The following is a 14,080-nucleotide window of genomic DNA, read 5'->3' on the forward strand; positions in this document are numbered from 1 at the left end:
CTCCTCCTACATCCAATCCAAAATCTGAATCTTGTTTTCTTCAGTCCAAACGCCGACATCCCCTGTCGGATAGAGGTATTCGCCAGTTTGATGTTTGAATGGATGCGGAATTTTATGCGTCTCCATCCAATCGGCAAGCTCCCCGCAAAGTGCTTTAATATCCTTTGCGCCGATAAAAATATCTCCAGAAAATCCTACCGGCATAAGCTGATGCTCTTCGCTCAGGACGTATATTTCCGTCTCACAGGAAGGATCATGTACACCTGAATAGACCTCTTCTTGATCTGGGTACAGCACGCTGACTTGTGCGTTTTTCGCCCAATCGGTGATCATCCGCTCTTTTTCTTCATTCGTGACGATCGTGAAGGAAGAGAGAGGTATCTCCATTTGTTCTGTCATGGCTTCAAGTGTGTGAATCAGCTGCTGCATCAGCGATTGTATTTGCTTTTCTGTATATTGATTGAAGCGGTATGTGACCCGCAGCTCAAGTGTATCTCCCGGAACTGCCACAAGGGTCAGGTCATAGTTCGTTTCTTCATGACTCGCAATATCTAAAATGCGTACTCCGTATGGCTCGATAGATTCAATCGGATAGTTTTCAAACACGACAATGCTGTTAAACAATGAATCTCCAGTCGGAATGTGGGTCAGCTGCTGAATATCTGGCAGTACGGTATATTCGAATTCCCGCATCTGAAATACTGTTTCTTGTGTATGTGCCAGCAGCTTGGAAATGGTCCACTCTGGCGTGATCGGCAAACGGAGCGGCAATGTGTTAATAAAGAGCCCTGTCATGCTTTCAACCTGTGGTAAGTCCGCCGGCCGTCCTGATACTGTCACTCCGAATACGACATCCTCTGATCCTGAATGAAGATGCAAAAGCAGCCCCCATGCTGTCTGAATCAAGGTGCTCATTGTCACCTTCTTCTTGCCTGTCATCTCTTCGAGTTTCTGCTGCATCTCGGGCGTTAGTTTGATACTTAGCTGATCAACACCTGCTTCTTCATCCGAAGCATGCCCGCCGTCTCCTGGAAGCGGGGTAGCCTCCTCTACTCCTGACATATAACGTTTCCAGAACTCTAGCGCCTTCTCTTGATCCTGCTTTTGCAGCCACTCGATAAAATCTTTATATGGACGTACAGCAGGAAGATCCATCTCCCGTTCATCCACAAGAGAGCGATACAAAGAAAAGGATTCTTCAATAAAGCTGAACAAGCTCCAGCCATCAATTAAAATATGATGAAAGCTAAAAACAAACGTGCATGTGTTTTCATCTCGTTGGAATAAAGCAATACGAATCAGCGGTTCATTCATATCTTCTAGTTTGAAATCCTTTAAACGATCTGTTTGCAAATATTGCTTGATGGCTTCCTTCTGATCCGCTTCACTCAGGTGGCGCACATCGAGCTGAGTGAGATGAATGCTTCCTTCTGATTGAATCAACTGAACAGGCTCCTTTAGCCCTTCCCAAGCAAATGTTGTCCGCAAAATCGAATGACGCTCTACAAGCAGATTCCAGGCTTTTTCATAGGCTGCGCCGTCCGTTAAGCCTTCGAGCGTCATATGCACTTGACCAAAATACGCCTGTGATGCTTGATCTAATAGTGCATGAAACAGCATCCCTTGCTGCATTGGAGATAGTGGATACACATCCACTACATTGTCTGGAAGCTCATCGATTTGCTTTTGCGTCAGCTGAACCATTGGAAAATCAGATGGTGTAAAACCGCCTTTTGTCTCTATACAATGCGTCAGAATATCCTCCATTTTTTCTTTGAACCGTTCAGGTAACAAGCGCACCTCTTCATACTGAAGCAGTTCACGATGGATCATAAAATTCATCTGAAGCTGACCGTTCACAACATATCCGTATACATCGATCAAATGCTGTCTTTCTGCTTTTGGATCATGTACATGTCCATTTCGTTCATCTGCTAAATAAAGATGTGCTTCACCGTCTATTTGATCTAACTGTCCAAGATAATTAAAGCTCATCTGCGGCGCTGCTTTTTTGAGTAAACGAGATGCTGTCATGTATTGAAGCAAGCCATAGCCGATTCCTTTTTGCGGCACAGCTCTTAAGGTTTCTTTGACATCTTTGATTTGTCTCTCAACATCGGTTTGAATAAAAGGAATAAAAATAGGATAAGAGCTTGTAAACCATCCGACTGTTCGTGACAAATCCATTTGTTCAAATAAATCCTCGCGTCCGTGCCCTTCTAACGTAATGAGTATTGGCTTTCCAACGGCTTGCGTGAGTCCTGATAAGAGTAAATCGTTTACCTCTGTTCGGTACGCTTGTGATGCCTGTCTTAATAAAATATCTGTTTGATCCTTCGTCAATTGAATAGACAGGATCTCTGCATGTTCTTCTATATTGAAAAGCGCAGGTGTTTGAAAAGGGGAACCCTCTTCCTCTTGGCTCGTGATCTTTTTCCAAAAAGGAACCTGCTCTTGTAATTGATCGGTTTGTGCATATTCATAAAGAGCATCTGCCCACTGCTGATAGGACGCCGTTTTCTTTGCAAGCTCGATTTCCTGCCCTGCCGCAAGCTGCTTCAGTCCATTTAATAGGTCTTCCTGTATGATACGCCATGAGATTCCATCCATCACAAGATGGTGGGCAGCGATAAAGAGTTCAGACGTACCATCACTTGTGTGAAAAAGAATGGCTTTGATCACTTCTCCTCGCTCTAATGACAACGTTCCTTGACAAGCAGCGGTCTCCATGCGGATTTGTTCCAGCGCTTCTTCCTGAGAAACACCCGTCAAATCAAAGAAGGTGACACAAGGGGTGATGCCAGACGAACGAATGGTTTGAATCCACGAGCCATCTGCTGCTTTTGTATATACCGCTCTCAGCATATCGTGATGATCGACAATTTTTGAGAGAACCTGTGTCAGCTGCTTTAGCTGTATGGATTTCTTGAATTCCATATGCGCTGATAAATTCCAATAATCTTGGTTTGTCAATGATTGCTCAAAGAACCATGATTGGATCGGAAGCAGGCGAACAGCTCCTGTGACAGGCGACTGATCATAGGTTACAGAAACATCTGCCCTTTTCATTGCGAGTGCCAGCTGTGAAATCGTCTGTTTTTCAAATACATCTCTCGGCTGAATGACGTAGCCTTCCTGTGCTAAGCGCGCCACCATTTGTATGACAATGATCGAATCTCCGCCAAGCTCAAAGTAGTTATCATGTACGCCAATCGAAGGCGTACCGAGCAGCTGAGTCCACACTTTTTCCAGTACACGCTCTTCCTCACTGAGTGCCCTGTCAGCCGGTTTATCCACTTCTTCCTGTTTCCACTCTGGCGGCGGGAGACGTTTTTGGTCTACCTTGCCATTTGCCGTGAGCGGGAGTTCCTCCAGCTCTATTAAAAGGCTTGGCACCATATAATCTGGCAGTATTTCTTTTAATTGATGGCGAATGTCTTGCGTGGTCATGCTGCCCTTTTGGACAAAATAACCGATCAAACGCTTATGACCACTCTCATGCTGATGCGGAATGACCGCACATTCTATGATGTCTTCAAAGCGCAGCATAGCGGCTTCAATTTCTCCGCATTCGACGCGGTGTCCGCGAATTTTCACTTGATGATCGATTCTTCCAAGGCAGTCGATGATGCCGTTTGGCAGCCAGCGGCCCATATCGCCTGTTTTATATAAACGCGCTCCTTCTTGGAAAGGATGCGGGATAAATGATTGCGATGTTTTTTCTTCATCTCCAAGGTATCCGAGTGCAAGCCCTGTACCGCCTACATAGATCTCTCCAATAACACCTTGCGGAACCGGCTGCAGCTGGTCGTCTAGTACATAGGCTTGTGAATACGCAATTGGCTGACCGATAGGAACCGTGGTCTGCCCGTCATCCAGTGCCCGAATGTGATGCACACAGGAGAACGTCGTATTCTCAGTTGGTCCATAGCCATTTAAAAGGCCTTCAGGTAAATACGGCAGCGCTTTACGGATATGAGCAGCTGATAAAGCATCACCACCGACCAATAATGCTTCGAATCCACATAAAGCTTCTGGATGTTCCTCTGTTAACCGGTTAAACAGCGGCACTGTCAGAAATCCTGTTGTGATCTTGTAAGATGTCAGCGTGTCAGCCAGCGTATCCATTGATAAAATCGTATTTCGATCGGTCAGTATCAGTCTTCCTCCGTTGAGCAGGGCTCCCCATATTTCATACGTAAAGGCATCAAAGGAAAAGCTCGCGATTTGTAAAATGCGCGTATGTTCATCAAGGGTGACATAATCTGTTTCACATACAAGCCGGATGACCGCTTGATGTGGAATTAAAACCCCTTTTGGCTGACCGGTTGATCCTGATGTGTAATTGATATAAGCGAGTCCATCAGGTTTTAAAGCAGCAGGTTTGAATTCTGCCTCTGATAAAAACTCTTCATACCCCTGATCAAGACAAAAGAGCTCGGTTTGACTGATCGAGACTTGTTTCAGCCATTCATTTTTTGTTAGTAACAGCTGAATACCTGTATCCCTGAGCATATAATCAATGCGTGCTTCTGGATATTCAGGATCAATTGGGACATAGGCCCCGCCTGCTTTTACAATCGCCAGCACCCCAAAAATCATTTCAGGCGACCTGTCGATCAGAAGCCCTACTGGTTCATGCGGCTTCACTCCTCGCTGCTGCAAATAAGCAGCAAGCCGATCGACTTTCTCTTGCAACTCCTGATACGTCCACTGGTATTCCCCCGATTCGAGGGCGATCGCATGAGGTGTCTTTTTCACCTGCGCTTCAAACCGTTCTGTGATGAGAAGCGGGCCTGCTGGTTGTTCTGTTTTGCCGCTCCATTCATAGAGCAGCTGCTGCCTCTCTTTCTCTGGCAGATAATTCATTTGTCTGATCGGATGTGCTGGATTTTCACAAATACATGCAAGCAGCTGCTCGTAGTAACAAAGGAACCGATCCATCGTGTCGTCAGAAAATAAATCTGCATCATACTCCAGTTTTAATTGAAGACCCTCCGCCCCTTCAAAAACAAACAGAGATAGATCAAATTTAGCCGTATCGTTATCCTCAATGGCTAAAACGGATGTCGCCTCACCCATTGGAGAAGCTTCAAGGGGCAGGTTTTGCAGAACGAACATGACCTGAAACAGCGGCTGCTTGCCAGCCTCACGTACAATATTCAGCTCATCTACGACCATCTCAAACGGCACATCCTGATGCGCATAGGCGCCCATTGTTGTTTCCTTCACTCGCTCTAATAGCTCTGTGAAAGCCGGATTCCCGCTATGATCGATCCGAAGTGCCAGTGTATTCACGAAAAATCCGATGAGCTGCTCCATCTCTGCTCGATTTCTCCCGGCAATGACGGATCCAATGACAAACTCATCCTGTGAAGACAATCGATGCAGCAAGATAGAGAAAGCCGAAAGTAATGTCATATAAAGGGTGCTGTCTGTATTTTTAGAAAGAGCAGCCAGCTGCTCAGACAGCGGCTTCGACAGGCGGTATTTTTTCGTCTTTCCTCTGTAAGATTGAACGGCCGGCCGCGTATAATCATACGGCAGCAGCAACTCTTCCACAGGTACCGCAAATTGCTCCTTCCAATAGGAGAGCTGTTTATTCAGTGTTTCTCCCGTCAAATACTCCTTCTGCCAAAGTGCGTAATCTGCATATTGAATCGGCAGCGGTGAGAGATCAGGCTCCCTCCCCTCGATCATCGCTGTATACCATTCGGACAGCTCCCTTGCGGCAATGCCAATCGACCAGCCATCTGACACGATGTGGTGAATGGACATCAGCAGCAAATGATCTGTTTCTGACAGTCGAATCAGTTTCGCGCGATTAAGTGCATCATGCTCTAAGCGGAAAGGTGTGCCCGCTTCTTTTTTCGCCCACTCAGCCGCTTTTTGTTCTTTTTCTTCCTGTGATGCCAAATCTGATACATCAACCACCTCAAGCGCTGGAAGAATCATATGCTCATGTATGATCTGTACCGGTTCATCGCCGTTCATCGCAAAGGATGTTCTGAGTGATTCATGCCTTTGCACCATTTGCTGCAGACTGCGCTGAAGCACATTTACATCTAAAGGTCCATTCATCCGAAAGGAAATCGTATTATTGTATAATGGCAGATCGGGCTGTAATTGATAGAGAAACCATTGTCTTTGCTGGGCATAGGACATCGGAAGCTCCTGACCCTTTTCTATTTTCCGTATCGGAATTGCTTCATCGGCTTTGGCATGTGAATCCATCCAGTCCGCTAACTCTCCAAGTCTCGTATGCTCAAAAAGAACAGCGAGCGGTACGTCAAATCCCGTTTTTTGTCTAACAGCAGACAGCATTTGCGTTGCCTTGAGCGAATGACCTCCGAGTAAAAAGAAATGATCACCACAGCTGATGTTTGAGACATCAAGCAGCTCGGACCAAATGTGTGCCAAGAGTTTCTCCGTCTCGGTTTGAGGTGCTCTGTCCTCTGAAGCATGTCCACTTTCCTCTATTAATTCATTGAAATACACTTCGTCCGGCATCCCATCCTCTGTTTCTTTCCAGTATTCTTCAGGATATAGATGGACGGAACATTCACCAGAGAGACGAGACTGTATACACGTATAAATGGACTGATACAGCCTTTCTTCAACAGCCTTTGTTTGATCGGTCTTGAAAAAGACATATACGGCCTGCTCTGTTTGTATCTCCCCTTGTATCATTTCTTGAATTTCCTGCTTCGATCGATCCAGCCCGATATAAATGAGAGGAGCCTCTGTCATCAAACATGCTAGCATTGTTTGAATGCCCGACCGTTTTGAAATCGGGAGATAGCCCCTTTCTTTTAGCATGCCTTTGATCATTGAGCCTTCACTCATTCCGGTCTCATCCCACATGCTAAAGCTAAAGCAATACGGCTTCACTGAAGATGTCAGCCTCTGATAATGAGCAAATTGTTCAACGAACTCATTGGCTGCACAATAAGCCCCAACGGTCATCCCGCCCTTTAACGTTCGCGCTGACGAGCTAGAAAGGAATAAGACATTGTGCCGTTTAGAGGCTGCTTCATGAAGCGCAATCGTGCCATATACCTTCGCTTCGTACATCGCATGTAATGACACAGACGTCATATCACGAAGCAGCTCTTCTTGAATGATGCCAGCGAAATGAATAACGCCATGAAGCCTTTTGCCTAAAGCCGTCTCCTGTCTTGAGATCAGTTCTTCAATGGCTTTTGCGTCAGTGATGTCTACTTTTTCATAAAGAACTGTGCCTCCGCGCTTTTCCGCTAGTTTCTCAAGTGAAATCAATACGTCTTGCTGCTCCATAGATAAAGCCTCTCTCGCCTTTCTTCCAACCAGCACAAGTTGCGCTTGATAGGATGTCAGCAGGTGCTCACTCAGCATTCGTCCAATGCCGCCAAGCCCGCCTGTCATCACATAAAGCCCGGATGATTCAAATGGCGGTTTCTTCATCCTTTGTTCTTTTTCCAGATGAAGCGGTGTTAAAAGAGGAGTATAACGAACACCTTCGCGATAAGCGGCGATATGATGGCTTGTGTCATGTGTGAGCTCTGTCATGATTGATGATGCATGAGAACGGCCAGCGTCCGGTTCTGCCAGAGAAAAATCAAGACACCGCACCTTGATAAACGGCCATTCATGCTGAACAGCTGTCATCAGTCCTGCTGTCGTTGCTTTCTCCACATCATGTGTTTGATCTTCTGGCAAATTCATCGCATGAGCAGAGACAAAGGTGATCTCTACCGGCTCCTCATAGGCAGCGATCGCTTTTGTTACATATAATGCACTCATGCTGCCAGCTTCCTGTGCTTCTTTCGCCAACGCCGCATGAAGTGTGTCTTCTTGAGTTGTGTAGTTCCAAAGGTGAATGATTTGTTTCACCGAAACGCCATACGAACGGAGCGTCTCAAAGAGTTGTTCGTAGTCAGACGGCCGATTCGGGTGGATGATGAAGTGTGTTTGTGTGAGTTGTGTGAATGCTTGACCCGGTTCAACCGTAATATAAGTTTGTTCATTGCTTGAAAGGGATCTCAATTGATCTTCCAGCCCTAATGTGTCTGCAAAGATCACCGTGTCCCCTGCTGTTTGTTTTTCAGCTTTATAAAGCGGAGCAGGTGTCCACTTCTTTTGTAAACTCCAATCAGGCAAGGTGTGTTCATTTTCAAGTCTAATGTCCAGCTCCTTGATGATTTCATCAAATTCGCCTTCCTGCCATCGCTTCTTGAGCTGTGCCCTTTCTATTTTTCCAGAGCTTGTTTTCGGAAAGGCATGCTTCTGGACAGGAATCACGCGCGATGCTGACAGCCCCATTTTTGTTGCAATATGGGATTTAATAGTCTGACTTGCCCTCATGATATAAGAAGGTTCATACAGCTTCGGTGTAAAAAAGAGAATCAGCTCGTCGGATGCAGATGCTTCCATCCGAGCGGAACAGGCGGCTACAAAGCTCGTTTCGACGCCGGGTACTTCCTCTGCAATGACTTCTATTTCATAGTTGTGATAATTTTTCCCGTTGATGATGATCATGTCTTTTTCTCTTCCGGTTAATGTCAGCCTTCCTTCGTGCAGAAAACCTAAATCCCCTGTGTGGAACCAGCCGTCTGTTTGAAAGACTTCTTGATTCGCTTCGTCATTCTTGTAATAGCCCTTCATTGTCGTCGGCCCTTTAATTTGAACACTGCCAATATGATCTTCGGGAAGAAGCTCATGCTGATGATTAACGATACGAATCGTGATACCCGGAATTGGTCTTCCCAGCTCTGTAAAGCTGACGGTTCCTGTCTCGCGTGCCTCCGCTGGTCTTAGCTGCTCTGTGAGTGATGTTTCCTCAAAGGTTAGAACCCCGCTGCTTTCATCTCCCCGCTCTATCGCAAAAGAGAAGACAACAGCTGAAGAGATTTCAGACATGCCGAAAGCCGGTCTAATGACGTCTCCCTTTAAGCCGTGCGGAGCCAGCAAGTGTAAAAATCGGTGAATCGTCTTCGGTACGACCGCTTCTGCCCCATTGATCATACAAGTCATAGCAGAAAGATCCCAAGATCCTGACGAAATGTCTTTCTCATAATCATTGATCATCGCAAATGCGAAGTTAGGCGCCCATGTCTTCGTTGCACGGTAGCGGTCCATCCAGTCAAGCCAGCGCAGCGGCTGAGCGATAAAATCATCTGTTCTTGCCCGAACCTGCTCACAGCCCGTGTACACATTGACAAGGTGAAACATCACAATGCCGCCAATATGATCTAAAGGCATCCAGTCTAGCGACACATCCTCTTGTGTAAACCCATTGGCTGCCACTGTTCCTTTGACATTCGCCAGCACGCTTCGATGAGAATGCTCTACGCATTTGGGCATCCCTGTACTTCCAGACGTTAAGATAAAAAAGACTGAATCATCCGGTGACGCTGGATAAGCCTCTATATCTCTTTCTAAAGAAAGCATCGGCTCAACAGCTTCGACTCGTAACTTGTCTGTATGCCACAATAAAGCTAAGCCTTGCACCTCTTCAATCAGCGAGTCATCTGTTAAAATGAGCGGATGCTCCAGCAGGTTCCACGCATGATGAAGCTTCTTCACGGAGGCATTCATTTCACGATAGGTCGGTGCAGCGGACACTAGTGTTGGAACAAATCCCCCTAACACACACGCCCAAAAGGCTGTTACCATCGCATGATTGGATGAAAACTGAAAGAACACAGGATCACCTGGTTCAAGTCCGAGCGCCCTCAAACCTGTCAAAACCCGCTCAGCGTCCTCCTTTAACTGTGCGTAGGATTGCGTGAGTTCATTTTCACTATTGACGATATAAGTCAGCCCATTTGTCGTTTTTGCCGCCTCTGTTAAGGCGTCCTGCAAGGTTTGGGCTCCTTCCTTAACATCTAGATCCCCTCCATAGGAAAGGGCAGGCGGCATGTCCGCTAAAGCAGGGGAAGCCGTTTGCATCTGTATCGATTCAACTGCGGCCTCCTGCTCCATGTGATTGTCGAGAAATAAATGAGAGAGGTGATATGGCCGCGGTCGAATGGTTTTTTCACGAGAAAAAACAGCGAAGCGTTCGATTTCGTTGGTTTGTAAAATGGTTCTCTGTACATCTTGTAAAATCGTATCCATTGATTCATGTACATTTGATTGGTTCAAAATTGATGGTTTCATATGAGTTCCTTTCCTTTTTGGACAGGCAGAGCTGCCAATGTGCAACCCCTGCCTGATCTAAAGTTTACAAAACAGCTTCTCTATTTTTTTGATTCACGATCTTTTGGATCAACTGGGCATTTTGAGCTGCACATTCTTTGTTTTTGAACATGTCAGCATGTTGACCATAGCCTTGATAATGGCGATAAGCACCGGTCGTCGCTTCTTCCCAATGACCCATCCAGTCTGGAATCTCAATTTGCTCTTCTGATTGGATGAAATCAATATCTGCTTGTATCTTTCCTTGATTCACCCCCTTCACAAATGTTTCATAATAGGCCCGCGTTTTTTGAGCAAGCGCTTCTTGAACGAGCTCTTCTTGGGCAAGTTCACTTTGCTTCGATTGATGGACAATCGCTTCGATATCGTCATCAATGGATCGTCCTTCTAAATCACTTTCTCCAATTTTTTTATAGGAATCGATCATGATGACCTTTTCCACCGTCCGCCCTGCTTGTTCAAGCGATTGAATGAGCTCAAAGGCCAGATAGCACCCACCAGAGTAGCCCATCAAAGTCAGCGGCCCTTCAGGCTGAAGGTGCTGAATATGCTGAACGTATTGCATCATGCGGTGATCAGCTTCAATAAAGTCAAAGGCGATCAAACGAACGCTATCAAGCGTTTTGGCGGCTTCCTGATAGATAAAGCCGTAACCCGGTAATGGCGGAAGAGCAAAGACTGTTGGAGTTTGAGATTCATTGAATGCAAGATAGCCAGCCGCTTCATGATCCTGCTGTTGAATATAACGGCTGATTGCTTCAATTGTCGGCGTCTCAAACAGCAAGTGAATAGGCACTTGAACATCGAATTCCTTTGACACCTTTGATAAAAGCGACATCGCTTTTAAAGAATGTCCGCCAAGCTCAAAGAAATGGTCATCTGTACTGATATCCTCTCGTTCAAGCACTTCACGCCACATGACAAGCAGCTTTTGTTCTACCTCATTTGCCGGAAGCTTCACATGGCGGTTTCCTTGAGGCGCCTCTGGCTTTGGCAGCTGACGTTTATCAACCTTTCCGTTTGGTGTCAGCGGCATTTTCTCAAGTCTGATCAGTTCATGAGGCTGCATGTAAGCCGGAAGTTTCTCCTTCAACCCTGACTTGATCACATCAACTTTGTCCTTCCACTCCTCCTCACACGTCATATAGGCGAGCAGCCTTGTATGCTGCGAGCCATGCTGATCCGTTATGAGGGCAGCTTGCTTTACGCCTGGATGCATGAGAAGATGGGCTTCAATTTCTGTCAACTCAATTCGATGGCCGCGAATTTTCACCTGATCGTCCACTCTGCCTGCATACTCAATCAGACCGTCTGCTCGAAAATAAGCCAAATCACCCGTACGATACAGCCTTTCTCCCGCAGCAAATGGATGTGTAATAAAGGCTTCTTTTGTCAGATCAGGACGATTCAAATACCCCTTCGCAAGTCCTTTGCCGCTGAGACAAAGTTCTCCGACCATTCCAATCGGCTGAAGCTGTCCTTGCTGGCTCAATATATAAGCACCCGTTTGGTTAATCGGCTTTCCGATTGGAATAGAATGCGCTTCGATCGGCGGAGCTTCATCTACAGGATAATAGGTGGCGAAAACCGTTGATTCGGTTGGGCCGTAGACATTGATTAGTCTGCCTTTTCCCATGACACCAAAGGCTTTTCTCACATGCTGTACAGATGCACGCTCCCCTCCGAACAGCACCTTGCGCACACTGCGCATCCAATCGGTTTCTTCATCAACGAGAAGATTAAATAAAGCAGTTGGGATAAACATGACAGAAATGCTTTCTCTTTTAATCAGCTCCGTTAGCTCGTGCATATCTAAAATGGTGTCTTTTTTCGGCAGGACAAGCTTTGCTCCGTTTAAAAGCGCACCATATACATCAAAGGTAAAGCCATCAAATACGCTGTTGGATAGCGACAGCAGTGTATCTGTTTCTGAAATGGTTAAGTAGTTCGTATTTTTGACCACCCGGGCAATATTGGAATGGGTTGTCATGATGCCTTTTGGCTGACCCGTTGTGCCAGATGTATACATGATATAAGCCGTATCGTGTAAACCTGCTTCCAGCGGCAGATTCTCTGAGCTCATCAGTGAAATTTCCTGATCATCTGCAAACAGATACGTGCCAGCAAACCCAAGTCCCTTCGCCTGACCAATAAAGGATGAGTGAGTCAGAAGATGCGTCGCTCCGCTGTCTTTAAGCATGTATTGAATGCGGCTTTCTGGATAATCAGGATCAATTGGCACATAGGCTGCGCCTGCTTTTAAGACAGCAAGCAGACTGACAATGAGTTCAGGTGTTCGATCAGCTAAAATGGCGATGACCGTTTGATGTTCGGCCCCATTTTTTTGCAAATGCCTTGCCAATCGGTTGGCCTGTTCATTCAGCTCGGCATATGTCATCGTTTGCTCTTCTGCTGATAGTGCCACTGCATTTGGCTGTTTGCGGACATTATGCTCAAACCATTTCGACAAATACAACTGGTCATGCTCAAGCTCAGGTGCATTCCATTCCTCAAGAATCAGCTGTTTTTCCTGTTTCGTGACGAATGGGATTGTATGAACCGATTGATCGGGATGATTGACCGCCTCATTTATCAATAGACTGAGCTGTTCCTTTAACTTGTGAACAAATTGAGGATCAAACGCTCTTTTGTTAAAGGCCAGCTTCAATAGTAATTCTTCTCCAGGCGATGCGAGCAGATTGAGATCATAGTTTGATTTTTCATAGACATTCATGTCTTCTACCGTGAACCCTAACCGCGCCTCTTGCTCGTCTTTCTTTGCGGCTGGCACATTTTCAAACACAACAATATGATCAATGAGCTGCTGCTGACCTGTCTTTGCCTGAATATCATAAATCGGAATATATTGGTGCGGCTCGGCTGCAAGAGACTGCTGCTGTGTTTCTGACAGGAGCGCACGAAATGTCATGTGATCTGTCAGCTGAATTCTTCTTGGGATGACATTGATGAACAATCCAACCATCCTGTCAACACCAGCCAAGTCAGCAGGCCGTCCTGACACAACCGTTCCAAACAGCACATCATTTGACCGCTGATACCTGCTCAGCAGAATCGACCAAACGGATTGAAGCGCACTGCTTAACGTCGCATTTTGCTGCAGCGCTAACTCTGATAAAGCGGCCGTTTCTTCTTTGCTCATGGACCATTCAATTTCGCCTAATTCATGTTCATTCGTTTGTTTTCGCTGTTCTTTAAAGGTCGATTGTCCATCAAACCCTGCTAATGATTGCTGCCAATATTGAAGTGATGCTTGTTTATCTTGTTTTTCCAGCCACTTTATATATTCTTTATATGGTTTGACCGGTTCTAGCTTGTAAGGAACGTCATGTAAAAGTGCATGGTAAATCGCAAATAACTCCTGCACCACAAGCCCAAAGCACCAGCCATCAAGAAGGATATGATGATAGCTCCATATCCAGCGATAGCTGGCAGAGCCCGTTTGGAAAACAGATGCCCGCATAAGAGAATCCTTTGAGAGGTCAAATCCTCTCAGCTGATCCTGTTGTTTGAATTTCTTTATACGTTCAAGCTGTTCGTCTTCAGAAAGGTCTTGCACGTCCACAACATCAAGTGTAAAAGGACGTTCCTTTAGTACAACTTGGACAGGGCGCTTTACTTTTTCGTGGAGAAACACGGTACGAAAAATATCGTACCGCTCCACAATGATATTCATGCTTTTCTCAAGTAAGTCATGATGCAGTGTACCCTTAACGTTCATATCCATCTGCTCTATATAAAAGCCCTTTTCTTGATGATGGAGGGTATGAAACAGCATTCCTTCTTGCATCGGTGACAGATAATACATGTCTTGAACTTGGTCCCTTTTAAATTGACTCATCTATTTCATCCTCCCTTCCTTTTTTTATGACTGATCTCGTGT

2 protein-coding genes are annotated in these 14,080 nt (G+C 45.8%); both read right to left on the minus strand.

The annotated features are described in order from the left end of the window. Window positions 1-6: 6 nt before the first annotated feature. The gene (locus tag JVX94_RS12615) at window positions 7-10,140 is read right to left on the minus strand and encodes a non-ribosomal peptide synthetase (protein WP_205183340.1); all 10,134 of its coding nucleotides are present in this window, start codon (window positions 10,138-10,140) and stop codon (window positions 7-9) included. A 64-nt stretch (window positions 10,141-10,204) separates the two neighbouring features. Then, entirely contained in the window at window positions 10,205-14,038 is a 3,834-nt protein-coding gene (locus JVX94_RS12620) for a non-ribosomal peptide synthetase (protein WP_205183342.1), read from the minus strand. Window positions 14,039-14,080 lie beyond the last annotated feature (42 nt).

Source organism: Bacillus sp. PDNC022 (genome assembly GCF_016919285.1).
GTDB classification, from domain to species: Bacteria; Bacillota; Bacilli; order Bacillales; family Bacillaceae; genus Bacillus; species Bacillus safensis.